This window comes from Sphingomonas faeni (assembly GCF_003053745.1).
Lineage (GTDB): Bacteria > Pseudomonadota > Alphaproteobacteria > Sphingomonadales > Sphingomonadaceae > Sphingomonas > Sphingomonas faeni.
Genome location: NZ_QAYE01000001.1, coordinates 439746 through 462980, shown reverse-complemented (window position 1 = coordinate 462980; position 23235 = coordinate 439746). Strand labels below are relative to the sequence as shown.

Genomic DNA, 23235 nt, shown 5'->3' with positions numbered 1-23235 from the left:
GGAGGGGCTGACCAAACAGAGCGGACGCCAGTACGTACGTCGCGCCCTCCCCTGACCCCTCCCGCAAGCGGGAGGGGAATGCTTCGAGGGCGGCGCTCACGATTCCACGCTTTCGCCTTGGCGGTGCTGGCTTTCGATGCGTTCCACCAAGCCGTCCTTGAAGTGGACCACCGTCCTCGCGAAGGCGGCCATGTCGGGTTCGTGGGTGACCATCAGGACCGTGATGTTCTTTTCCGCGTTCAGCCGCGTGAGGAGTTGCATGATCTCGACCGAGCGTTCGCTGTCGAGGTTGCCGGTCGGTTCGTCGGCGAGCAGCACGTCGGGACTCGTGACCAGCGCGCGGGCGATCGCGACGCGCTGTTGCTGGCCGCCGGAGAGTTCGGCGGGGGTGTGGTCCCACCAGTCCGCGAGGCCGACCGTGTCGAGGCTCGCCATCGCCGCGTCGCGCCGCGCGCGCTTTTCGTCGCCGCGGTAGAGCAAGGGGAGTTCGACATTCTCCAGCGCGGAGGTGCGCGAGAGCAGGTTGAAGCCCTGGAACACGAAGCCGAGATACTTCCGCCGCAGCAGTGCGCGCTGGTCGCGGTCGAGCGTCTCGACGTGATGGCCGCGGAACAGGAATGTCCCGTCGCTCGGCACGTCGAGGCAGCCTAGGATGTTCATCGTCGTCGACTTGCCCGACCCCGACGGCCCCATCACCGCGACGAAATCGCCCGCTGCGATGTCGAGGTCGACGCCCTTGAGCGCCTGGAACATCGTCGCGCCCTGCCCGTACGTCTTGGTGACGCCGCGCAAGCTGATGAGCGGTTCGGCGATGAGCGGCGCGTTACTGGCCACCGCCCCCACCCTTGCTCGCGCCACCCGAGCGGCGTGGGCCGCCGCTGCGCTTGGCGTCGTCGCCGCCGCTCGCCAACTGCCCGGTGATGACCTGCGCACCGGGCTGGAGGTTGCCCGACAGGACTTCGGTCATCGTGCCGTTGGTGTCGCCGGTGGTGATCTGCACGGGCTGCGGCGTGCCGTCCGCGCCCTTGACGTAGATCGTCTGCTGCGCGCCGCGAGCGACCGTCGCGGTGCGCTCCGCACCGCCGCCACGACGCGGACGGAAGGTCAGCGAGCCGGCGATGCCGCCGCCTGCATCGCCGGACGCCGCGGTCGGCTTGAAGCGCAACGCGGCGTTGGGGACGAGCAGGACGTTGCGCTTGTCCGAGGTCACGATGTCCGCAGTCGCGGTCATGCCGGGGCGCAGCGTCAGCGACTGGTTACCCACCGTCAGGTCGGCTGCGTACGAAACGACCTGCCCGGTGGTCGAGGTCGCGGTGGTCGAGGTCGACGAGGTGGCCGAGCTGACCGTCAGGTTCGAACCGAGATCGACGCGGCTGATCGTCGCCGGGAAGGTCTGGCCGGGGAACGCGTCGACGGTGAAGCTGGCCTTCTGGCCGATCTTGACCTCGCCGACGTCGGCTTCGTCGATCGCGACCTCGAGCTTCATCTTGGTGAGGTCTTCGGCGATCACGAACAGCGTCGGCGTGTTGAACGACGAGGCGACGGTCTGGCCGGGATCGATCTGGCGCGCGAGCACGACGCCGGTGACGGGCGAGCGGATGATCGCGCGCGCGCGCTGCGTCTGGTTCTGCGCGAGGAGCGCGCGGCTGGCGACGACGTTGGCCTCGGCGACCTTCTGCGCGGCGACGGCGCGCGCGTAATCGGCGCGGCCGGTCTGGAGCTCGGTCTTCGACGGCACGCGACCACCCGACAGGCGCGAAACCTCTTCGAGGCGGTTCAGCTGCGCGCGGGATTCGGCGACGGTGGCCTGTGCCTGCGCGACCTGCGCCTGGTTCGCCGCGAGCTGCGCGCTGGTCTGGCGGATCTGGTCGTCGAGCTGTTCTGGGTCGATCAGCGCGAGCGGTTGCCCTGCGGTGACGCGGTCGTTGACGTCGACGACGACCTTGGTGACGAGGCCCGACAGCTGCGAGCCGACCGTGACCTGCGTGGTCGGGGCAAGCTTGCCGGTCGCCGAGACGCTGACAGTCAGGTTACCGCGCTGGGCTCCTTGCGTCGAATATTGCGTCTGCTCCTTGGCGCCGAAGCACTTGGCGAGCAGCAGGCACAGCAGGACCACACCGACCGCGATCACGACCCACTTTACGTAGCGTTTCCAGGGGGCCTGCGGCTTTACGCCGAGGAAGTCGTCGATCGATGCGTCGGCCATCAGCGTGCCTCTGGATTGGATATGGGCGCTTCGGGAATCACGGTGGAATCCCAGCCGCCGCCGAGTGCGGCATAAAGTGCGATCAACGCAGTGGCCGCGTCGGCGCGCGCCTGCGTTGCGCCGTTGCGGGCGGACAGGAGCGCGGTTTCCTGCTGGTTGAGCGTGGTGAAATCGGTGAGGCCGGTGCGGTACTGGCTGCGGCTGAGGATCGCGGAATTGTTCGACGCGTCGAGCGCGATCGCGAACTGGCGCTCGCGTTCCTGCGCGGTCTGGAGCGCGACGACGGCGTTCTCGACATCCTCCAGCGCGGTGAGGACGGTCGACTTGTAGAGCGCGAACGCACCATCGGCGGCGGCTGCGCTGGTGCGGACCTGGCTGCGCAGACGGCCGCCGTTGAAGATCGCCTGGGTCAGGCCGGCGAACAGGCTGCCGGTGATCGCATCGCCGATGTTGCCGATCGAGGTCGCGTTGGTGTTCAGATTGCCAGTGATCGCGAGCGCGGGATAGAGCTGCGCCTTGGCCACGCCGATCCGCGCGGTGGCAGCAGCGAGCGCGCGCTCGGCGGAGCGGATGTCGGGACGCTGGCGCAGCGTGTCGCCGGGGATGCCGACGCCGACTGCGGCGGGGCCGGTCGGGATCGCCTTGACCGGCGCCATCATCGTCCGGAGCGCGCCGGGCGCCTGCGCGGTCAGCACGCCGATGCGGGCGACGGCGGCGGCATATTGCTGGTCGAGGCTCGGGATCGTCGCGGCGGTCTGCGCGCGCTGGGCGCGGGCCTGTTCGGCGTCGACGCTGGAGACGAGCCCGGCCTGGACGCGGAAGCCGGCGATCTCGAGATTGTCGTCCTGGATCGCGAGCGAGGCGCGGGCGTTGGCGAGCTGCTGCTGGTACGAGCGGGCGAGGACGTAATTGCGCGCGACCTCGCTTTCGACCGAGATCAGGACGGTGGCGTAGTCGTAGCCGGACGCGGCGTATTCGGCGCGGCTGGCCTCGACGGTGCGGCGGATCTCGCCGAACACGCCGACCTGGTAGCTCGCACTGGCGCCGAGCGTGAAGCTATTAGCGCCGCCGCCGCCGGTATCGACGACCGTGCCGTCGGGCAGCGTGAACGAGCGTCCGCCGCCGCGGACGTTCTCGTTGCGCTGATAGCCGGCCGAGCCGTTGACCGTCGGAAGCAGCGACGCGCGGTTCTGGAGCAGGCTTTCGCGGGCCTGGCGGAGGCGGGCGACGGATTGTGCGAGGTCGAGATTGGCGGCGGCGGCCTGCTCGACGAGCTGGCCGAGGACGGGGTCGTCGAACTTCCGCCACCAGCGGGTGAGGTCTTCGGACTTGGTCTCGGGGGTGACCGAGTATGCGTCGGGGACGCCCAGCTCTGCGGCGGCCTTGGGGTGGTAGTCCGGGCCGACGGTGCAGCCGGCTAGCAGGACGGCCGCGGAGACGGGTGCGATGAGGAGGGCGCGGACGCGGGACATGGACGGCAGGCATGACCAAGGGGCTGGGGCTAGTCCAGCGGTTTTGTGTCGCGAGGTGTCGCAGGTGGGGTGACGGGAGGGTTGGCGGGGGAGCGGCTTCATCTAGCACCGGCACCGCGGACTTGCTCGGCTGCTATCCCGATGGGACGTATAGGCGCTGTTTAACGTGGACCACTCCCCGCTACTTTGTTCTCCCGCGAAGGCGGGAGCCCAGTCTGGATCCCCGCCTTAGCGGGGAAACAAGGTTTGCAGGCCTGAAACGGAGTGAGATGCGCATCCTTTAGCACCTCCCCGCTTTAGCACTACCCCGGCGGAGGCCGGGGCCCAGTTGGAACGTCTGAGGTAATAGCGCGCAACGTGCTTCATTGCCGTCCCCCAACTGGGCCCCGGCCTTCGCCGGGGTGGTAGGATGCGATGGGAAAATCAGAGTCCGCATCCTTCTTGTTCCCCCGCGGAGGCGGGGGGCCAGGGTTAGGGGCGCTGCGCTGCTGGGTCCTGGGCTCCCGCGTTCGCGGGAGAACACGAAGGCGCAGTTCCGCTGCCCCACCCAATCCGCCCCGCCCCCACCCCGAAAATCGAACCGCACCCGTTCCAATTTTGCAGTGCAGCGGAACGGAGCGGTGGCGCTAGGGGTTCAGGGATGATGCTAGCCGAACGCCAGCCCGCGACTGATGTCCTCGCGCCGCCCCTTGCCGTGCCCGACGCCGTGAGCCTGTTCTTCGATTTCGATGGGACGCTCGTCGATCTTGCCGCGACCCCGGATGCGGTTGTGGTGAGCCAGATCCTGCTCGATACGCTCGATACGCTCGCCGAGCGCTTTCCCGGTCGCGTCGCGATCATTAGCGGGCGCTCGATCGCGCAGCTCGACGCTATGCTCGGACGCCACGCGCACCTGTTCGCGGTCGCGGGCAGCCACGGGGCCGAGACGCGCACGCCCGACGACGGCCATGTCGCGGCCGAACGCCCCGCCTCGCTCGAAGCCGCCGCCGCCTCGTTCCGCGACTTCGCCGACGCCAATGGCCTCGTTTACGAAGCCAAGAGCCTCGGCGCCGGGCTGCATTACCGGATGGCGCCGGACTTCGAACCCGCCGCCGTCCGCCTCGCCGAAGACCTCGCCCTCACCCATGGCCTCACGCTCCAGCGCGGCAAGATGATGGTCGAACTGCGCACCCCCGGCGACAAGGGCGCAGCCCTCCGCGACCTGATCGCGGCGCCCGCGATGGTCGGCAGCGTGCCGTATTTCTTCGGCGACGACGTCACCGACGAGGACGGGTTCGAGGCGGCGCGCGATCTCGGCGGGGCGGGCGTGCTGATCGGTGAGCAACGGCCTACCGCCGCCACCTACCGCCTGAGCGACGTTGCCGCACTTCGCGACTGGATTGCTGCCATATTGGAAACACCCATGTTGGAAACACGATGACCGCACCTACCCAAAAAGCCGACATGAACCTGTGGCCGATTGGCAATTGCCAGGTCTCCGCGCTAATCGACAAGACCGGCACGTTCGTCTGGGGCTGCGTGCCCCGCGTCGACGGCGACCCGGCGTTCTGCGCGCTGCTCGGTGGCGATGCGCCCAAGACCGGGTTCTGGGCGATCGAGCTCGAAGGCGGCGCGAAGACGACGCAGGCCTATATCCGTAACACGCCGATCCTGGTGACCCGGCACGAGGACGAGGCCGGCAACGCGGTCGAGGTGATCGATTTCTGCCCGCGCTTCGTGCGCGAGGGGCGCACCTATCGCCCGACCAGCTTCGTCCGGATCGTCAAGCCGGTGGCTGGCTCGCCGCGCATTCGCGTTCGGATGCGCGTCGCGACGAACTGGGGGAAGCCGACCGAGCACACGCAAGGGTCGAACCACATCCGCTTCCTGATGGACGACCAGACGCTGCGGCTGACCACCGATGCGCCGGTCGGGCACATCGTCGGCGAGAACTGGTTCCGGCTCGAACGCCAGATGCACCTGTTCCTCGGTCCCGACGAGAGTTTTGCGGGCGTGCTGCACGAGGCGGCCGAGGCGATGCTGTCGCGGACCAAGGACGAGTGGCGGCACTGGGTGCGCGGGCTCGCGACGCCGGTCGAGTGGCAGGACGTCGTCATCCGCGCGGCGATCACGCTGAAGCTGTGCCAGCACGAGGAGACCGGCGCGATCGTCGCCGCGCTCACCACCTCGATCCCAGAGCATGAGGGGTCGGAGCGCAACTGGGACTATCGCTACTGCTGGATTCGCGACGCCTATTATACCGTGCAGGCGCTCAACCGGCTGGGTGCGCTCGACGTGCTCGAAGGCTATCTCGAATATCTGCGCAACATCGTCGATGCGTCGAAGGGTGGCCACGTCCAGCCGCTCTACGGAGTCGGTGGCGAGGCTACGTTGATCGAACGGATCGAAAGCGACCTGCCCGGCTATCGCGGGATGGGCCCGGTGCGCGTTGGCAACCAGGCGTACGAGCAGATCCAGCACGACGCGTACGGCCAGATCATCCTGTCCGACGTCCAGGCGTTCTTCGACAAGCGGCTGTTCCGGATGTCGAGCGAAGAGGATTTCAAGAGCCTCGAACTCGTCGGCGACCGGGCTTGGGAGACGTACGACAAGCCCGACGCGGGGCTGTGGGAGCTGCGCACCAAGGCGCACGTCCACACCTATTCGGCGGCGATGTGCTGGGCGGCGTGCGACCGGCTTGCCAACGCCGCCGAAGTGCTGGGGCTCGAGGATCGCCGGACGTTCTGGGAGGAACGCGCGAACACGATCCGTACAACGATCGAGCAATCTGCGTGGCGCGAGGATACGCAGCGTATCTCGGCGACGTTCGGTGGCGACGATCTCGACGCTAGCCTGATCCAGCTGCTCGACCTGCGCTTCTTCGCGCCCGACGATCCGCGCTTCCAGTCGACGTTGAAGGCGGTCGAGGAAGGGCTGCGGCGTGGTAGCCACATGCTGCGCTATGCGACCGAGGATGATTTCGGCTTGCCGCACACCGCGTTCAACGTGTGCACCTTCTGGCTGATCGAGGCGTTGCATGCGACCGGCCGGACCGCCGATGCCCGCGCGCTGTTCTGCGAGATGGTCGCGCGGCGGACGCCGGCCGGGCTGCTGTCGGAGGATATCGACCCGAATACCGGCGAGCTGTGGGGCAATTATCCGCAAACCTATTCGCTGGTGGGGCTGATCAACTGCGCGGTCCTGCTCAGCAAGCCGTGGAGTGCCGTCCGATGAGCCGCCTCGTCGTCATCTCGAACCGCGTCCAGTCGGTCGATGCACCCTCCGGCAACCAGGGCGGCCTCGCGGTCGCACTGCTCGCCGCGCTGCGCGAAAAAGGCGGCGTGTGGTTCGGCTGGTCGGGGTCGACCACCGAGACCTTCACGGGCCACATCAATTTCCAGCAGGGCAAGGGCGTCACCACCGCGACGATCGACCTCGAAGAGCAGGATTTCGACGAATATTATAACGGCTATGCGAACCGCACCTTGTGGCCGCTGTTCCATTACCGGATCGACCTGACCGAGTTCGAGCGCGACTTCTCCAGCGGGTATGCTCGCGTGAACAAGCGGTTCGCGGAGACGGTGCTGCCGTTGATCGAGCCGGAAGACCTTGTCTGGGTCCACGATTACCATCACGTCCCGCTCGGGCAGGAACTGCGCAAGCTCGGCGTCGAGAACAAGATCGGGTTCTTCCTCCATATCCCGTGGCCGCCGATGGCGATGCTGCTGTCGCTGCCGAGCCACCGCGCGCTGGTCGAATCGATGTTCGCGTACGACGTGATCGGCTTCCAGACGCAGGACTGGCTCGACAGCTTCCTTCATTACGTGACGAGCCAGCTCGACGGCGTGGTCGGCGAGGATGGCTGGGTGACGGTCGGCGATCGCACGATCAAGGCGATCACGACGCCGATCGGGATCGAGACGTCGGATTTCGAGAAGTCGGCGAACAGCGACGCGGCGCGGCACGCGAAAGAGCGGATGTACATGTCCGCGACCGGGCGCAGCCTGATCGTCGGGGTCGACCGGCTCGATTACTCGAAGGGTCTCGCCGAGCGGTTCGCTGGGTACGAGCGGTTTCTCGGGTCGCATCCGGACCGGCGTGGGCTGGTCTACATGCTCCAGATCGCGCCGCCGAGCCGCGAGAAGGTGGATACGTATCAGGAGATCCGCGCGAACCTCGATTCGATGTCGGGGCGGATCAACGGCGAATATTCGGACATCGACTGGACGCCGATCCGCTACGTCAACCAGGGCTTCCCGCGTGACGTGCTGGCGGGGATCTACCGCGCGGCACGTGTCGGCTTGGTGACGCCGTTGCGCGACGGGATGAACCTGGTCGCGAAGGAATATGTCGCGGCGCAGGACCCCGAGGATCCGGGTGTGCTCGTGCTGTCGCACTTTGCAGGCGCGGCGACGCAGCTGAAGGACGCGGTGCTCGTCAATCCGTACAGCCCCGAGGAGATGTCCGACGCGATCGACCGCGCGCTCAAGATGCCGCTGGCCGAGCGGAAGGAACGCTGGGAGAAGCTGATCGACAACGTTCGGAAGGAGGACGTGATGTGGTGGTGCGAGCTGTTCATCACTGCGCTGGAAGCGGTGCCGGAGCACGTCGAGGCCTGACCTTCTTGCCCCCCTCCCTGGAAGGGAGGGGTTGGGGGTGGGTCGGCCAGTTTCAGCCAATACACCTGGGACTGTGCGGAAGCCGATCCACCCCCGGCCCCACCCTTCCAGGGAGGGGGGAAGTTAGGGGCGGCCTACCGGATCGGGCGCCATCAGCAGGCGGTTGCGTGGGATGGCTTCGGGCATTTCCTCGCGAATATACTTCAGCAATGCCTCGCGGACATCGCAGCGAAGATCGAACGCGATCGCCGCATCCTTGGCCGTCATCAGCCCGCGCAACTCAATGCAGTCGGTCTTCACGTCGGTCACTTGGAGGTTGTAGAACCGCTTGTCCCAGCGTGGGTTCGAGGTAACGATCTCGCCCAGTTTCTCGCGCAGCCGCGGCACGTCCGCGGACGGATCGAGATACCAGAACACCGACCCCATCAACTGGCTCGTCTCGCGCGTCCAATTTTGGAAGCTCTGCTCGAGGAACTTCGACACCGGCACGACAAGGCGGCGTTCGTCCCAGATCTTGATGACCACGAACGTCAGGTTGATCTGCTCGACCCGCCCCCATTCGCCGTCGACGATCAGCACGTCGTCGATCCGGATCGGCTCGGTGAACGCCATCTGCACGCCGGCGATCAGGTTCTTCAGCGCAGGCTGGGCGGCGGCACCGACGACGAGGCCGGCGATACCCGCCGACGCCATCAGCGTGACGCCGATCGAGCGGATGCCGGGGACGCTGAGCAACATCAGGCAAACGCTGACGAAGATGATGAAGAACGTGCCTATCCGCCCGAGGATCGCCGCGCGCGTGCGTTTCCGGCGGGCGCGGAGATTGTCCTCGACCGAGATGTCGGCACGGATCTCGATGACGTCCTGGAATGCGCGGAGCGCCGCGACCGCGAGCCAGCCGAGCAATCCGGGGACGAGGAAGCCGAGCAACTGCTTCCACAGATCCTCGATGTCGTTGTCCATCGGCAGGATTCGCGAGACGAACGCGACCGCGACCGAGACGAACACCGCGCGCAGCGGGCGGCGGACGCGGGCGAGGACTAGGCCGTCGGTCTTGGCGGTCGAGCGACGCTGGGCGTGGCCGCCGATCCGCATCGTCAGCCAATGCGCGACCAGCGCGACGAGGACGGCCGCCGAGACGACGGCGACGCTCTCCAGCCAGACCCATTCGGGGGGTATGTGGAGCGATCTGAACATGCGCATCTTAGCGCAACGGCCAGGTTGGCATGCGAGTTCCGCTGCAGTGCAGCATAATCGCGCGATACATGGCAGCTTTTTTCCTGCCACACTTCGTGCGTAAGTCCGCGGCCATGAAGGCCATCATCCTTGCTGCCGGTCACGGATCGCGACTGCTGCCGTTGACGCTGACGACGCCGAAATGCCTCGTGCAGGTCGGTGGCCGCGCAATCCTCGATCATCAGCTCGACGCGGTGGCGGACGCCGGGTTCGAGGGGGCGGTGATCGTCGGCGGCTACCGGATCGACCAGGTCGCGGCGCATCTGGCGGCGCGCGACGATGGCGTACCCACCGAACTCGTGTTCAACCCGTTCTGGGCGATCGCCAACAGCATCGGTAGCGTCTGGGCGGCACGCGGATATCTGGAAGCGCCGTTCGCGCTGATGAACGGCGACACGCTGTTCGATGCCGCGATTTTGCGCGCGGCGCTTGCCGATAAGGGGGCGGGCGTGAAGCTGGTCATCGAGCCGCTGGTGACGCCGGGGCTCGACGACATGCTGGTCGAGGCGGATGGCGACGCTGTCGTCGCGGTCGGCAAGCATCTGGTCGGGCACCAGGCGACCGATCGATCGCTCGGGCTGATCATGTCGACCGGCGGCGGCGCGTATGTCGAGGCGTTGCGCGCGGTGATCGGCGAGGAGGATGGCATCCACGCCTATCATCACGCCGTCGTCCGGCGCGTTGCGGAGACCGTCGGCGTCCGCGCGGTGCGGGTCGCAGGGAATGTCCGCTGGCAGGAGATCGACCGACCCGAGGACATCGCGCTGTGGCAGCATGACCATGACGCGCCTGTGGGCGGCGCTTCGGGGTCATGACGCGGAAGGTCGCGTTCCTGTTTCTCGGCGAGACGCTGCTGATCCCGCATCTGTATCCGATCGTCGAGGCGCTCGCCGCGAGGTCGGACGTGCCAATCGAGCTTTGGGTGAGCACGTCGGTGCACGAGACGTTGCTGACGCGGTGGACGGCGCCCTTCCCTACCGTTCGAATCCGGCGGGCACCGGGGTTTCGCGCGGTTGCCGACGATGGGACCGGGCGCAATCCGGTGTTGCCGGCGAAGATACCGATGCTGCTGCGGCTGCTGCCGTATCTGCGCAGCGCGGCGGTCGTGGTTTGCGCCGAGCAGACGAGCCTGTGGCTGCCGCGGCTGTTTCCGATGCGCGCGAAGTTCGTGAAGACCTCGCACGGTGTCGGTTCGATGAGTGCGCGCGACGATCCGCGGCGGCGGGCGGCGGCGCTGACCTTGGTGCCGAGCGAACTCGAGCGGCGGACGTATCTCGACCGCGGGTTCGCGCCCGATCGGTTCGTCGCGACGGGGTATGTGAAGGCCGACTTCACGCACCGCACGCACGCCGCGCCACCGTTCGCGGATACGCGGCCGGTCGTCCTGTATACGCCGCATTGGCAGCAGCATCGCTCGTCCTGGTGGCGCTGGGGGGCGGAGGTGGTGCGGCGCATCGTCGCGGACGGGCGCTACAATCTGATCTTCGCGCCGCACCAGCGACTGGTCGAGCGCGCGCCCGAGGTGGCGGAATTGATGCGCGAGATCGGGAACTTGGCGCATGTGCACTGCGACATCGACGGGTTCGCGATGGTTGACGGGAGCTATACCGGCGTGGCGGACGTGTATCTCGGCGATACGTCGAGCCAGGTGATCGAGTTCCTGATGCGGCCGCGGCCTTGCGTGTTTCTGAATGCGGGGGGGGCTGCTTGGGCGGGCGATTCGAATTACGCGATGTGGGCTTGTGGGGAGGTTGTTGGCGACGTTGCGGATGTGGTGGCGGCGGTGGATCGCTCGGCATTACGACATGCGGGGTATGTGACGGTTCAGGCGGAGTTTGCTGGGCGGTCGCTCGGGGCTGTCGCCGGTGGTGCGGCGCGTGCTGCGGAGGAAGTACTTCGGCTACTGGAAGCCCCACCGGTCTAACAAGCAGTTGTTCCCCCGCGGAGGCGGGGGCCCAGGGTACCAACCGCAGCGCTGCTTGATCCTGGGCCCCCGCCTTCGCGGGGGAACTAGATACGATCGACAACCGTGAGCCCCCCTCGCTTTCACGACCAGATCGGGTAACGGGTGCGGCATGGTAGATTCGACAGCCCCTACGCCAGCGCTCCGGACCGTCCGGGCGAACGACACGCTGCTCTGGGGCATGACCAATGCCGAGCGGATCCGGCGGATCGGCGTCGCGCAGGGATTGGTCGCCGATGGCGACGGCGACACTGGCCCGGTAATCCTCGCCAACCTCGCCTATGCGTTCGACCCGATGTGGATCGCGTATCTGAAGACGCGGCCGGGTACCGTCGTGACTCGCACCGGCGTGCCCGTGCTCGCGCATGTCCGGGGTGCCGACGAGCGCGCGCGGATGACCGCGGCGATGCTCGGCGAGGCGCCGCTGGTGACCGGGCTGACGGTGATCGCCGCCGAGGCCGAGGAAGGCATCTTCAACGAGGCGTTGCGCAAGCGCGAACGCCCGTTCGCCGAACTGCTGACCCCCGCCGCGGTGTCGGCGATCGAGCGCGCGAGCTATGTCGGCGCGTACAAGGGCGTCACCGACCTGCTGACCAAGTATCTGTGGCCGGAATGGGCGCTCGCGATCACGCGGGTTTGCGCGCGCGCGGGGATCACGCCGAACCAGGTGACTGCGCTCGGCTCGGTGTTGTGCATCGTTGCGACGGTGGCGTTCTGGTATGGCTGGTTCTGGACCGGGCTTGCGACGGGCCTATTCTTCATGGTGCTCGATACCGTCGACGGGAAGTTGGCGCGGTGCACGATCACGTCGTCGAAGCTCGGCAATGCGTGGGATCACGGGGTCGACCTGGTGCACCCGCCGTTCTGGTGGTGGGCCTGGGCGGCGGGGTGCGCGCCGTACGGCCGGCCGCTCGAGGACGGCGTGTTCTGGGCGGTGATCGGGACGATGCTGTTCGGCTATGTCGCGCAGCGGCTGATCGAGGGGGCGTTCATCGTTCGGTTCGGGATGCATATCCATGTGTGGGAGCGGTTCGACAGCTGGTTCCGGCTGATCACCGCGCGGCGCAATCCGAACATGGTGATCCTGTTCGCGGGGCTGCTGGTGACGCGGCCGGACTGGGGGATCGTCGGGGTGGCGGCGTGGACTGCGATCTCGCTGGTGGTGCATCTGGTAAGGCTGGTGCAGGCGATGGTGCGCAAGGCCAGGGGTGAGGTGTTGGTGAGTTGGCTGGCTTGAGCGCTTCGCGGAATCGGATACCCGCTAACGCCGACTTCCCTCCCTTCCGTTCGTCCTGAGTAGCCATCGAGTAGCTGCTCTTGCAGCGTATCGAGAGGGCGTATCGAAGGACAGGTTGGCGCGCGGGACCTATGCTTCGATACGCGCCCTCGATACGCTTCTGACGAAGCTACTCGGTCGCTACTCAGCACGAACGGAAAGGGGGATGGCAGCTTGGTAGCGCGCGGGTCAGGTTACTCGGCGCGCAAAGGCTTGGGTCGCCCGATCCACCAGAGGCAGTAGATTGCCAGCGCGTACAGGAAGCGGCTGTGATCGCGCTTGCCCGCGCGGTGATCGGCGAACACCTTGTCGACCGCGCCGGCGCGCCAGATGCCTTGTTCGCGGACGCCGCTGTCGCGCCAGAGTTGCTCCGCATACGCGCCGAAATCGCCGGCGAACCATGCGGCCAGCGGCATCTGGAAGCCTTGTTTCCGTCGGTCGAGGATCCCTTCCGGCAACCACGGCGCGATGGCCTGGCGGATGACGTATTTGCCGACCTTGCCGTGCAGCTTCATGTCGGCGGGCATCGACAGCGCGAGGTCGACCATGCCCTGCCCCAGCATCGGCACGCGGACCTCTAATGAATGCGCCATGCTCGCGCGGTCGACCTTGGTCAGCATCGCGCCGGGCAGGTTGAGCGCGAGGTCCGCCAACCCGAACTGTTCGAGCGTGTCGGTCGAGATCGCGCCGGGATTGGGGAAATATTCCGCGACCAGCGCGGCGATCCCGCCCTCCTCCTCTGCGATGAACTCGGCGGAGAATATCTCGCGGCGGAAGGCTTCGTTCGTGATCTGCGTCTTGGCGAAGAACCGCGCGATGCCGTTCGGGAGTGCGGCGCTGCCGGTGGTTTTCCGCCAGCGCTGCAACACGGCGTTTGCATGCCGCGAGGGCAAGGTCGGGACCGCATCCAGCGCACGCGCCAAGCGACGCAACGGCGCGGGTAGTGCACCGATCCGCCGCTCGGTCGCGTGGCGCTTGTAGCCGAAGAACAGTTCGTCGCCGCCATCGCCCGACAGCGCGACCTTCACCTCCTGCGCGGCGATCTGGCTGACGTACCAGGTCGGCACCGCGGAGGGATCGGCGAACGGCTCGTCATAGCAATGCTGGACTTCGGGCAGCATCGCCTGCGCATCCGCCAGTTCCAGCGTGCGCGTGACGTGGTGGCAGCCGAGATGCCGCGCGATCGCCTCGGCGTGCGGCGATTCGTCGAAACGCGGGTCGGGGAAGCCGATCGTGAAGGTGCGCACGGGCCGATCCGAGACCCGCGCCATCGCCGCGACCACCGCCGACGAGTCTACGCCGCCCGACAGGAACGCGCCGACATCGACGTCCGCGACCACCTGCTTGCCGATCGTGTCGAGCCACTCGTCGCGGAAACGCTCGATCCACTCCGCCTCGGATCTGGGTTCAGAGGGATGATAGGCCGGCGTCCAATAGGCGCGCATCGTCGGCGGACCGCTCGCCTCGACGGTCATCACGTGGCCCGGCGGCAGCGTGCGGACCTGCGCGTAGATCGAGCGCGGGGTGCGGACATGGCCGAAGCTGAAATAATCGTGGAGCGCGCGGCGATCGACGTCGAACGCCATGCCGGGCAGCAACGTCAGCGTCTTCAGTTCGGAGCCGAACGCGAACCCGGCGGCCTGGTCGGTATAGTAGAGCGGCTTGATCCCGATCGGGTCGCGCGCGAGCGTCAGGCGGCGGGCGTGCGTATCCCACACCGCGACCGCGAACATGCCGTCGAGCCTTGCCCAGACGTCGTCGCCCCAGCGTTCGTAGCCGGCGAGGATGACCTCGGTATCGCCCGCGCTCTCGAATACGCGGCCGAGCGCCTGCAACTCGCGGCGCAATTCGCGGAAATTGTAGATCTCGCCGTTGAAGACGAGCGCATAGCGGTGGTCGGGTGAATGGAACGGCTGGTGCCCGCCCTCGATGTCGATGATGCTGAGCCGGCGCATCCCGAAGCCGAAATCGCCATCGGTCATTACGCCCTGGTCGTCGGGCCCGCGGTGCAGGATCGTATCGCACTGCGCGGTGATAAGGCGGGGCGAGACGACACCGCCACCTCGTGCGTAAAGGCCGGCAATTCCGCAGATGACGAACGATCCCTCGCATGACGGCAGCACCGCCGCCCGATCGCGCGGTCTAGGAGCCGACCGCCGCTTTGTCACCTATGGGGCACCCTAGTACCGCCGGACATCTTGCCGCCCTCGCCATCGCGCTCTAGGGGCCGGTCGCAGATGGTTCAGGACCCCGCGCCCATTCCGGTTACCACCGGCTCGACCGGGATTTTCCGGGCGGCGGCGCGCAACCTCGGCTGGCTGCTCGCCAGTCGCAGCGTGCTGGCGATCCTGTCGCTGTTCTATCTCGGATTTGCGACACGCACGCTGGGGGTGGTCGATTTCGGCCGGTTCGCGCTGATCTCGGGCGCAGCGCAGGCGCTTGCCACCTTCGTCGGCTTCCAGACGTGGCAGATCATCGTCCAGTACGGCGTCGAGCCGATCCAGCACGGCGACACGCCCAGGCTCGCGCGGCTGCTTCGGTTGTCGGCGATCCTCGACATGTGCAGCGCGCTGGTCGGCGCCGCGCTGACCGTGGCGATCCTGTTCGCGTGGAGCGACGGGTTCGGCATCCCGCCCGACCTGATGCGCGACACGCTGATGTTCGCGGTGGTGCAGCTGATCACGATCCGCTCCACCCCGCTGGGCATCCTGCGGCTACGCGACAAATTCTCGTTGTCGGCGGTGGCGGACAGCATGACGCCGATCATGCGCTTCGTCGGCGCGGGCGCGGCGATGATCTTCGAACCGACGATCCGTGGCTTCATGCTCGCCTGGGCGGTCGCCGAGATCGTCACCGCCGCGACCTACTGGATCATGGTCGCGAAAAGCGGTGACTTGCGCCTGCTCGCGAGCGGCCGGGGCCCGTGGCGGCAGGTGCGCGACGAGAACCCCGGCATCGTCCGCTTCTCGCTGAGCACCAACGCGAGTGCGACACTGGGCCTGTCGAGCAAGCAGATCCCGCTGCTGCTGGTCGGCGCGTCGATCGGCCCGGCGGCGGCGGGTGCGTTCCGGCTGGCGACTCAGTTGGCGCAGGCGCTCGCGAAACTGTCGCAGATGCTGTCACGCGCCGCCTTCCCCGAGATCGTCCGCGCGGTGCGCACTGCCGAGCCGTCGCGCCTGCGCCGCATCCTGATCCGGACGATGCTCGCCAGCACAGCGGCCGCGCTCGTCATCCTCGCCATCGTCGCGCTGGTCGGTGAACCGATCCTCAAGGTCGTCGGTGGCAAGTCGTTCGTCGGCGCGTACCCGGTGCTGTTGTGGCTCGCCGCCGCCGGGTGCTTCGACCTCGCCACCGTCAGCCTCGACACGGTGATGACCGCATTGCACCGCGCCGGCACGGTGTTCGCGATTCGCGCGGTCGGGGTGCTGTTGCTGTTCGTCACCGCGTTCGCGCTGATGCCGACCTATGATTCGACCGGAGTCGCAGCCGCGGTCGCGGTCGGTTCGGTCGCAGTGGCGATCCTGCTCGGGTTCGCCGCCGCGCGGATGACGCGGACGCCCTCCGGGCCGCAGGCGATCGACGGAGCGTAGCGCGCGAACGACGAACGCCCCGTTCGCGTCGCAAATGTCATCTGTGCGCCGCGCTCCGGCCATCTTTTCCGCGCTTAAGCCGTAGTATGAAGACTGCGGTTTCCCTTAGCCTGAGCGCGGCGGCGCTGCTGATGCCCATCTCGGCGCACGCTGCCGAGGCGTGCGAAGGTACGCCAGGCGGCGGCAATGCCAAGCTGATCGTCGAGGCGACGGCGATGCACAATGCCGTCGGCGAGGTCGCGTTCACCGTCTATCCCGATGACAAGAAACGGTTTTTGGCGAAGGGCGGCAAGCTGGTGCGGGCGCGTGTGGCGGCAAGCAGCCCTCGGGCGTGCTTCTGGCTGAAGCCCGGCCACTATGCGGTCGCACAATATCATGACGAGAATAGCGACCATGATTTCAACCGGACGCTGTTCGCGCCGAAAGAGGGATTCGGCTTTTCCAACGATGCGCCGACCTCGATCGGGCTGCCGTCTTTCGATGCGGCGCGCACGGCCTTGGCCCCATCCGGCACCGTCGTGCGTATGAAAATGCGGTATCGCCGGTGATCCGAAATCCGCTGGTTGCAGCGGAACGGAAATCTTCCTGACACAAATTTGTAGCGGTTATGTACCGCGACGGGTATCTTATATCGTGGCCGATGTTGTTTCGAACTTCCATGCCTTTGGCGGGCACCCTCTTTCGCCACCGGCGCCGCCGGCGTGGCTGCCCGAAGGCATGTTCGATCCGTCGGCATCCGAGCGGTACGGCGTGAGCCCGCGCGACGCGGCGGCGAAGATCCGTACCGGCATCATCTGCAACCCGAAAAGCCACCGCAACCGCAGCAGCGTCGAGGCGACCAAGCCGTTCCTGTCCGGGACCGTGCTGGCCGTGACCCCGCGCACGCAGGCCGAACTCGCCGAAGTGCTGACCGATTTCGCGCGCCACGGTATCGAGTTGCTGGTGATCGACGGTGGCGACGGCACGATCCGTGACGTGATGACCGCCGCCGCGCGAGTCTGGACCGGTGCAGCCCCCCGCGTCGCGATCGTGCCGTCGGGCAAGACCAACGCGCTCGCACTGGATCTCGGCATCCCCGACGACTGGACGCTCGACCAGGCGCTGACCGCGGCGCGCGGCGGCAACGTCAAGATCCGCAGCCCGATCGAGGTCGTCCGCAAGGATACCGGTGCGCGTCTGCACGGCTTCCTGCTGGGCGCGGGCGCGTTCGTCGACGCGACCGCGCTGGCGCAGCGCACGCATCGCGCGGGTGCCTTCAACGGCGTCGCGGTCGGTCTCGCACTGTGCTGGGCGATCCTGCAGACCCTGTTCGGGGGCGCGAACAGTTCGTGGCGCGCAGGCAACCGGATGCGGATCCGTTTCGAATCGCGCGGCGACGAAGGCGTTCATGCCGCGGGCAGGAATACGGACAGCGATCGCGCGCGCTATATCCTTCTCGCCTCGACGCTGAAGCGGATGCCGATCGGGATTAGACCCTTCGGCGTGCCACGCGCCGGGCTGAAGACCCTGCTGGTCGACGCTCCACCGCGCTGGCTCGCCGCTGCGACGCCGCTGATCGTCGCCGGATCGCCGGCCGCGTGGCTCGATCGCGCAGGGTATCACCGGATCGATTCGCCGAGCTTCGATCTGTCGATGGACTCGGGCTTCATCCTCGACGGCGAAGTCTATCCGGGCGGCGACCTGACCATCCGCGAGGCACGCGCGCTGCGTTTCGTCGTTCCGTGATCACGCTCGGCGACGTCGTCCGCCGCCAGTTGCATGTCCCGACCATCGCCGCCGTCCGCGACGTCGCGGCGATACTCGCAGGGGATGCGCCCGAGACCGCGGCGGTACTGTTCTACGGCTCCAACCTGCGCACCGGCGAGACCGAGGGCGTACTCGACTTCTACGTGCTGACCGCCGGCCCGCTCGAGCGGGGCCTGTGGCCGACCGTGAGCTATCGCGAGTTCGACCTGCACGGCGAGACGTTGCGCGCGAAAATCGCGACGATGCGGCTGGCGACGTTTGCCAAGGCGGCCGCCGCGCAGACGCTCGACACGACGATCTGGACGCGTTTCGTGCAACCCTCCGCGCTCGTCTGGGTTCGCGATCCGGCAACCGCGAACCGGGTAGCCATGGCGATCGGCGATGCGGCGAAGTCCGCCGGGCGCTTTGCCGCGGCGCTCGGCCCCCAGACCGGCACCGCCGACGACTATTGGCGGGCGCTGTTCCGCCAGACCTACGCCGCCGAACTCCGCGTCGAGCGCAAGGGCCGCGAGGGCCAGATCCTCGGCTTCGATCCGGGTCGCTACGCCGAACTCCTGCCGCTCGCCTGGACCGCCGACGGGATCGCCTATCGCGACGAAGCCGGCATGTTGAAGCCCGACCTGTCGCCAGCGCGTCGAAACGCGTTGCTGCGTGCGTGGGGCCGTCGCCGTCGTGCGGGCAAGCCGCTCAACGTCGCGCGATTGGTGCGGGCGGCGTTCACCTTCGAAGGGGCCGCCCGCTACGGTGTTTGGAAGGTCGAGCGGCATACCGGCGTCGCGGTGCCGCTGACCCCGTGGCGCGAAAAGCATCCGATCCTCGCCGCGCCCGGCGTGTTCTGGCGAGTCTGGCGGGCGCGTGCGCAAACCGGACCGAAAACGGTATGAGAGCGGATGGTCGCGGCTTCAACGCGCTGATCCTCGCCGGCTCGCGCGGCGGCGTCGATCCGGTCGCGGCCTATGCGGGCGTGTCGCACAAGGCGTTGATCGTGCTCGACGGCGAGACGTTGCTGGCGCGCGTGACGCAGGCGTTGCGAGAGGCTGGCGCAAGCACGATCGCCGTATCGGTCTCCGACGACGCAGTCCGTGCCGCGGCAAATGCGCTCGGCCTCATCGTGCTCGACGCGGCATCCGGTCCCAGCCGCAGCGTCCGCGACGGCATCGAAGCGCTCGGCGCGCCCTTATTGGTCACGACCGCCGATCACGCGCTGTTGCAGCCCGAATGGGTCACGCGTTTCCTCGCCGACGTCCCTCTACAGGCCGATGTCGGCGCGCTCCTGGCACGCCAGGACGTCATCGAGGCCGCCGCACCGGGCACGCGGCGCACCTATCTGCGCTTTGCCGACGGGGCGTGGTCGGGGTGCAACCTGTTCTACTTCGCAACCCCGCGCTCGGTCGCCGCACTCGATCTCTGGGCGCAGGTCGAGGCGGACCGCAAGCGGCCGTGGCGGATCGTGCGCCGGCTCGGGATAGGCACGCTGCTCCGGTATCTGTCGGGTCGCCTGACGCTGGTCGCGGCGATCGCGCATCTCGGTCGCCTTGCCGACCTCGACGCAGCCGCCATCGCCAGCCCGTTCGGCCTCGCCGCGGTCGACGTCGACAAGCCCGCCGATCTCGACCTGGTCCGGACGCTCGTCGAAAAAGCTTGAGCCGCCAACCGTCAGCGCCAATTCCGCGAAGAAATGCCTCGGCCTGCCGTTCGCCCCTGTTTCCGAAGGCCGGGTTGGTGCAAAGCGCCGCGCATGCAAACGCTCGCGCCCCAACCCGCCTCATCCGCCATCACGACGACCTCGATCGGCATCTATGGTAGCGCAGGACGCATGGGCCGCGCGATCGTCGAGGCGATCGAAGCGGCCGGCGCATCGCTCGCCGGCGGCGTCGATGCGCGCGAGGACCCGAACCCGCTCGCCCGGATCGCCGACGTGCTGGTCGACTTCTCGACGCCCTCCGCGGTCGAGGCGCATCTCACCGCCGCGCGTGCCGCTGGTACCGCTATCGTCATCGGTACGACCGGCCTGTCGCCACAGCACCAGTCGATGATCGACGACGCGGCCAAGGACATCGCGATCCTGCAGACCGGCAACACCTCGCTCGGTGTCACGCTGCTCGGCATTCTCGTCCGCGAGGCCGCCGCGCGTCTCGGGTCCGACTGGGACGTCGAGATCGTCGAGATGCACCACAAGCACAAGGTCGACGCGCCGTCGGGGACCGCGCTGCTGCTCGGCGACGCCGCCGCCAAGGGCCGCGGCACCACGCTAGCCGAACTCCGCGTCGACAGCCGCGCCGGCCTCGTCGGCGCGCGCACCGAGGGCACGATCGGCTTTGCGTCACTGCGCGGCGGATCGGTGATCGGCGACCACAGCGTGATCTTCGCGGGCGAAGGCGAGCGGATCGAACTCAACCATCGCGGCGACGATCGCTCGATCTTCGCGCGCGGTGCGGTGCGCGCGGCGATCTGGCTCGCGGGACAGCCCGCCGGACGCTACCGGATGGGCGACGTGCTCGGACTGTAAGGGCGTGAAGAAGGCCGACGTCATCGAGTTCTACGCGCGTCTGGCGGAAGCCGATCCGCACCCCGAGACCGAACTGGAGTTCGTCAATCCGTACACGCTGGTCGTCGCGGTCGCGTTGTCGGCGCAGGCGACCGACGTCGGCGTGAACAAGGCGACGCGCGCGCTGTTCCGCGAGGTCGACACGCCCGAGAAGATGGTCGCGCTCGGGCTCGACGACCTGAAGCGCCACATCAAGACGATCGGGCTCTACAACACCAAGGCGAAGAACGTCATCGCGCTCTCGCAGATGCTGATCGACGATTATGGCGGCGAAGTCCCCAACGACCGCGCCGCACTCGAACGCCTGCCGGGCGTCGGCCGCAAGACTGCGAACGTCGTCCTCAACGTCGCCTTCGGTGCGGAGACGTTCGCGGTCGACACACACATCTTCCGCGTCGGCAACCGTACCGGCCTGGCCCGCGGCAAGACCCCGCTCGCGGTCGAACTGAAACTCGACAAGGCCACCCCGCAACCGTTCCGCCTGCATGCGCATCACTGGCTGATCCTGCACGGCCGCTACGTCTGCAAGGCGCGGACGCCCGAATGCTGGCGCTGCATCGTCAGTGATCTGTGTGCGTACAAACCCAAGACCGCGCCGCCTAAGGGTAGATCGCTCGCGAGTCCGGCACCGGAGCCGGACATCGATCCGGCAACCGGCGAGGCCTGATCGCGAAAACGTCTGGCGCACCCCGGTTTGCTTTGCTAGGCGGACCGTCCGGCACCCGTAGCTCAGCTGGATAGAGCGCTGCCCTCCGAAGGCAGAGGCCACTGGTTCGAATCCAGTCGGGTGCACCAAAATTCATTTATTTTCTCCTGATTTCAATGCCTTAGCGGCATTTTTGGCTAACCTTTCTGCAAGGTTAGCCAAAAGCTTATTGGCGGCGGTGTCTGAAAGCGTGCGCTGGTCGGCGGCGGCGGTGTAGCGCGCGACCTCACTGTCAGTCGTGTGACCGGTCCAGGCCTTGATCTCTTGGTTTGAACATCCTGCCTCGGCGAATCGCCGCGCGGCTGCTTTACGGAGGCCGTGAGCGGAGCAATTCGGCAGGCCGGCCTCGTCGCACCACTGACGGAATTTGTTGCCGAAGCCCTTCACCGAGAACTGCTTGCCGAACTCGGTTACGACGAAGACCGCCCCGACTGTCGGGGTCGCCAGAATGGATTCCGCTAGGCCAGGCATAATCGGCAGAGACACGAATACCTTCGTCTTCTCCTGGGTAAGCTCAAGCCGGGTATCGCGAACGCTGCCGGGACCCATTTTTCGGGCGTCACCGCCGCGTTGACCGGTCCAGATCATTAGATCGAACGCTAGGCGTGCGACCGTACCGATCGGGTGGCGCTGTTCGTAGGCCGCAATCTCTTCTTCGGTCCAGCTGTGGAACCCGCCGCCGCTGACCTTGAAGGGTCGCGTGACGATGACCGGGTTCGTGCCAGCCATGCCGATGCGCATCGCGAACTTCATTAGCGCTGAAAGCCGCTTGCGGAGCATGTTCGCGGACGTCCGGTGCGGCAGGAGTTCCGCGAGCATCGCCTCAACGTGACGCGGCTGCAGCTCACGAACCATGATCTCGCCGTAACGACGCCCCTTTCGGGATCGCGAGCGCCAGCGCTCAAGCGTCCCGCGGTAGACGACCCGGGTGCGTTCGCCGGGATCGAGGAAATCCGGCGAGCGGTAATAGCGAGACAGCAGATCGTCGAACGTACCGACCGCGGCGCGGTTGGCGCCAGCTTCGATCTCCGGAGCGCTGACGCCGTCGTTGCACGCACGCAGCTCCGCTAGAAACGCGTCGGTCCCAGGCTCGTTCTTGAAATAGTATGTAGCGAAGCCTGTCCGGCGGTACCGGTAATGGGCCTTCCCATGCCGGTCGCGGAACGTGCTTACGTGCTTGGGTATGCCGAGCCGTTCGTCGGGATGGGTGGCATCTTCCTTCGCCGCCGATCGCGCCCGAAGGTCGAGGTCATCAACGATGTGTCGGGCGACGTCGTGACGTTCTTCCGCGTGCTTCAGCGGCACTATCCTTACATGATCGACATGCTGCGGTTCCGTGTGGCCAGCCGCGCGGAGTTCGAGCGGCTGAAGGCGACACCGGCCGAAACGCTGACCGATCTAGAACGAGCATGCCGCTTTCTTTATCTCCAGCGACTGGCATTCGGTGGTCGGGTGGCAGGCCGCTCGTTCGGCATCAGCACGACTACCGGCGCACGGTTCAACGTCGCAAAGCTAGAGCCAATGCTTGCCGACATCCACGAACGGCTTGCCGGAGTTATGATCGAGCAGCTCGGCTATTCCCAGTTCATCCGTCGGTACGATCGCGCCGGCATGCTGTTCTACCTCGACCCGCCATATTGGGGTTGTGAAAAGGACTATGGGCAGGACGTGTTCGGTCGCGACGACTTCGACCAGCTCGCGGCGCAGCTCGCCAGCATCAAGGGCAAGTTCCTACTGTCGATCAACGATACGCCTGGCGCGCGCGCGACGTTCGCCGCGTTTCATATGACCAAGGCCGACACGACCTACTCGGTAGGGCTAGGCAACAGCGGAAGAGCCGCTGAGCTGATCATCTCGAACTTCGACCCACGATGAAGGGCGGGCGGCCTTGTGT

The 23235-nt window shown here is 67.1% G+C and carries 20 protein-coding genes and 1 tRNA gene; 15 read left to right on the top strand and 6 right to left on the bottom strand.

All coding sequences use genetic code 11. The features are described from left to right. Positions 1-96 precede the first annotated feature (96 nt). The 3 genes from C8J25_RS02015 to C8J25_RS02005 all read right to left on the bottom strand — a co-directional run bounded on the left by C8J25_RS02015 (position 97) and on the right by C8J25_RS02005 (position 3678). Positions 97-753 carry an ABC transporter ATP-binding protein gene (locus C8J25_RS02015; protein ID WP_243643425.1) on the bottom strand — a complete coding sequence of 219 codons (657 nt, stop codon included), beginning with the start codon at positions 751-753 and terminating at the stop codon, positions 97-99. Positions 754-823: 70 nt separating this feature from the next. Beyond that, the gene (locus tag C8J25_RS02010; RefSeq protein ID WP_107952040.1) at positions 824-2206 is read right to left on the bottom strand and encodes an efflux RND transporter periplasmic adaptor subunit; all 1383 of its coding nucleotides are present in this window, start codon (positions 2204-2206) and stop codon (positions 824-826) included. After that, a complete protein-coding gene (locus C8J25_RS02005; protein WP_107952039.1) occupies positions 2206-3678 on the bottom strand; it encodes an efflux transporter outer membrane subunit in 1473 nt (490 codons plus the stop codon). Before C8J25_RS02005 ends, C8J25_RS02010 begins: the two co-directional genes overlap by 1 nt. A gap of 640 nt (positions 3679-4318) precedes the next feature. On the opposite strand from C8J25_RS02005, the gene otsB reads away from it, so the two are divergent. Genes otsB through C8J25_RS01990 form a run of 3 tightly spaced genes read left to right on the top strand, consistent with a single transcriptional unit; the run spans position 4319 to position 8276 of the window. Continuing rightward, positions 4319-5098: a trehalose-phosphatase gene (gene otsB, locus C8J25_RS02000; protein WP_244186663.1), complete on the top strand. Its 780-nt coding sequence runs from the start codon at positions 4319-4321 to the stop codon at positions 5096-5098. After that, positions 5095-6891, top strand: coding sequence for a glycoside hydrolase family 15 protein (locus tag C8J25_RS01995; protein ID WP_056060739.1), 1797 nt, complete (start codon positions 5095-5097; stop codon positions 6889-6891). The genes otsB and C8J25_RS01995 overlap by 4 nt, the downstream gene beginning before the upstream one ends. Next, positions 6888-8276 (top strand): alpha,alpha-trehalose-phosphate synthase (UDP-forming), encoded by a 1389-nt coding sequence (locus C8J25_RS01990; RefSeq protein ID WP_107952038.1) that lies wholly within the window; start codon positions 6888-6890, stop codon positions 8274-8276. The genes C8J25_RS01995 and C8J25_RS01990 overlap by 4 nt, the downstream gene beginning before the upstream one ends. Positions 8277-8399: 123 nt before the next feature. On the opposite strand, the gene C8J25_RS01985 is transcribed toward C8J25_RS01990, so the two are convergent. Beyond that, entirely contained in the window at positions 8400-9473 is a 1074-nt protein-coding gene (locus tag C8J25_RS01985; protein WP_167397639.1) for a mechanosensitive ion channel family protein, read from the bottom strand. 113 nt (positions 9474-9586) lie between these two features. Between C8J25_RS01985 and C8J25_RS01980 the strand changes: the two genes are divergently transcribed. The 3 genes from C8J25_RS01980 to C8J25_RS01970 all read left to right on the top strand — a co-directional run bounded on the left by C8J25_RS01980 (position 9587) and on the right by C8J25_RS01970 (position 12712). Continuing rightward, on the top strand, positions 9587-10327 hold the full coding sequence (locus C8J25_RS01980; protein ID WP_107952036.1) for a phosphocholine cytidylyltransferase family protein: 741 nt from the start codon (positions 9587-9589) through the stop codon (positions 10325-10327). After that, positions 10324-11436 (top strand): hypothetical protein, encoded by a 1113-nt coding sequence (locus tag C8J25_RS01975; protein ID WP_107952035.1) that lies wholly within the window; start codon positions 10324-10326, stop codon positions 11434-11436. The genes C8J25_RS01980 and C8J25_RS01975 overlap by 4 nt, the downstream gene beginning before the upstream one ends. 151 nt (positions 11437-11587) lie before the next feature. Beyond that, positions 11588-12712, top strand: coding sequence for a CDP-alcohol phosphatidyltransferase family protein (locus C8J25_RS01970; protein WP_107952034.1), 1125 nt, complete (start codon positions 11588-11590; stop codon positions 12710-12712). Positions 12713-12945: 233 nt separating this feature from the next. On the opposite strand, the gene asnB is transcribed toward C8J25_RS01970, so the two are convergent. Beyond that, complete coding sequence (asnB, locus tag C8J25_RS01965) at positions 12946-14874, bottom strand: asparagine synthase (glutamine-hydrolyzing) (RefSeq protein WP_244186662.1); 1929 nt, start codon at positions 14872-14874, stop codon at positions 12946-12948. 114 nt (positions 14875-14988) lie between these two features. Here asnB and C8J25_RS01960 point away from each other — a divergent pair, with 114 nt between their 5' ends. From C8J25_RS01960 to C8J25_RS01925, 8 genes are all read left to right on the top strand, one after another. Continuing rightward, entirely contained in the window at positions 14989-16341 is a 1353-nt protein-coding gene (locus C8J25_RS01960) for a lipopolysaccharide biosynthesis protein (protein ID WP_107952033.1), read from the top strand. An 86-nt stretch (positions 16342-16427) separates the two neighbouring features. Further along, entirely contained in the window at positions 16428-16889 is a 462-nt protein-coding gene (locus C8J25_RS01955; RefSeq protein ID WP_107952032.1) for a DUF2141 domain-containing protein, read from the top strand. A gap of 85 nt (positions 16890-16974) precedes the next feature. After that, positions 16975-18066: a diacylglycerol/lipid kinase family protein gene (locus C8J25_RS01950; RefSeq protein ID WP_146173257.1), complete on the top strand. Its 1092-nt coding sequence runs from the start codon at positions 16975-16977 to the stop codon at positions 18064-18066. Then, on the top strand, positions 18063-18971 hold the full coding sequence (locus tag C8J25_RS01945) for a hypothetical protein (protein WP_107952030.1): 909 nt from the start codon (positions 18063-18065) through the stop codon (positions 18969-18971). Before C8J25_RS01950 ends, C8J25_RS01945 begins: the two co-directional genes overlap by 4 nt. Further along, complete coding sequence (locus C8J25_RS01940; protein ID WP_107952029.1) at positions 18968-19732, top strand: nucleotidyltransferase family protein; 765 nt, start codon at positions 18968-18970, stop codon at positions 19730-19732. Before C8J25_RS01945 ends, C8J25_RS01940 begins: the two co-directional genes overlap by 4 nt. A gap of 93 nt (positions 19733-19825) precedes the next feature. Then, positions 19826-20596: a 4-hydroxy-tetrahydrodipicolinate reductase gene (dapB, locus tag C8J25_RS01935; protein ID WP_107952028.1), complete on the top strand. Its 771-nt coding sequence runs from the start codon at positions 19826-19828 to the stop codon at positions 20594-20596. 4 nt (positions 20597-20600) lie between these two features. Further along, positions 20601-21302: an endonuclease III gene (gene nth / locus C8J25_RS01930; protein WP_107952027.1), complete on the top strand. Its 702-nt coding sequence runs from the start codon at positions 20601-20603 to the stop codon at positions 21300-21302. A 51-nt stretch (positions 21303-21353) separates the two neighbouring features. Beyond that, positions 21354-21430, top strand: a tRNA-Arg gene (locus C8J25_RS01925). A gap of 4 nt (positions 21431-21434) precedes the next feature. Here C8J25_RS01925 and C8J25_RS01920 read toward each other — a convergent pair. Further along, positions 21435-22526 carry a site-specific integrase gene (locus C8J25_RS01920; RefSeq protein WP_208622503.1) on the bottom strand — a complete coding sequence of 364 codons (1092 nt, stop codon included), beginning with the start codon at positions 22524-22526 and terminating at the stop codon, positions 21435-21437. Between C8J25_RS01920 and C8J25_RS01915 the strand changes: the two genes are divergently transcribed. Next, a complete protein-coding gene (locus tag C8J25_RS01915) occupies positions 22479-23216 on the top strand; it encodes a DNA adenine methylase (protein WP_208622489.1) in 738 nt (245 codons plus the stop codon). The two genes, C8J25_RS01920 and C8J25_RS01915, sit on opposite strands and share 48 nt — an antisense overlap. Positions 23217-23235: the final 19 nt, after the last annotated feature.

Coding starts and splice junctions, on each gene's coding strand:
- C8J25_RS02015 (WP_243643425.1), bottom strand. CDS start 753: ATGTTCCAGGCGCTCAAGGGCGTCGACCTCGACATCGCAGCGGGCGAT.
- C8J25_RS02010 (WP_107952040.1), bottom strand. CDS start 2,206: ATGGCCGACGCATCGATCGACGACTTCCTCGGCGTAAAGCCGCAGGCC.
- C8J25_RS02005 (WP_107952039.1), bottom strand. CDS start 3,678: ATGTCCCGCGTCCGCGCCCTCCTCATCGCACCCGTCTCCGCGGCCGTC.
- otsB (WP_244186663.1), top strand. CDS start 4,319: ATGATGCTAGCCGAACGCCAGCCCGCGACTGATGTCCTCGCGCCGCCC.
- C8J25_RS01995 (WP_056060739.1), top strand. CDS start 5,095: ATGACCGCACCTACCCAAAAAGCCGACATGAACCTGTGGCCGATTGGC.
- C8J25_RS01990 (WP_107952038.1), top strand. CDS start 6,888: ATGAGCCGCCTCGTCGTCATCTCGAACCGCGTCCAGTCGGTCGATGCA.
- C8J25_RS01985 (WP_167397639.1), bottom strand. CDS start 9,473: ATGTTCAGATCGCTCCACATACCCCCCGAATGGGTCTGGCTGGAGAGC.
- C8J25_RS01980 (WP_107952036.1), top strand. CDS start 9,587: ATGAAGGCCATCATCCTTGCTGCCGGTCACGGATCGCGACTGCTGCCG.
- C8J25_RS01975 (WP_107952035.1), top strand. CDS start 10,324: ATGACGCGGAAGGTCGCGTTCCTGTTTCTCGGCGAGACGCTGCTGATC.
- C8J25_RS01970 (WP_107952034.1), top strand. CDS start 11,588: ATGGTAGATTCGACAGCCCCTACGCCAGCGCTCCGGACCGTCCGGGCG.
- C8J25_RS01960 (WP_107952033.1), top strand. CDS start 14,989: ATGGTTCAGGACCCCGCGCCCATTCCGGTTACCACCGGCTCGACCGGG.
- C8J25_RS01955 (WP_107952032.1), top strand. CDS start 16,428: ATGAAGACTGCGGTTTCCCTTAGCCTGAGCGCGGCGGCGCTGCTGATG.
- C8J25_RS01940 (WP_107952029.1), top strand. CDS start 18,968: ATGAGAGCGGATGGTCGCGGCTTCAACGCGCTGATCCTCGCCGGCTCG.
- dapB (WP_107952028.1), top strand. CDS start 19,826: ATGCAAACGCTCGCGCCCCAACCCGCCTCATCCGCCATCACGACGACC.
- C8J25_RS01915 (WP_208622489.1), top strand. CDS start 22,479: ATGGGCCTTCCCATGCCGGTCGCGGAACGTGCTTACGTGCTTGGGTAT.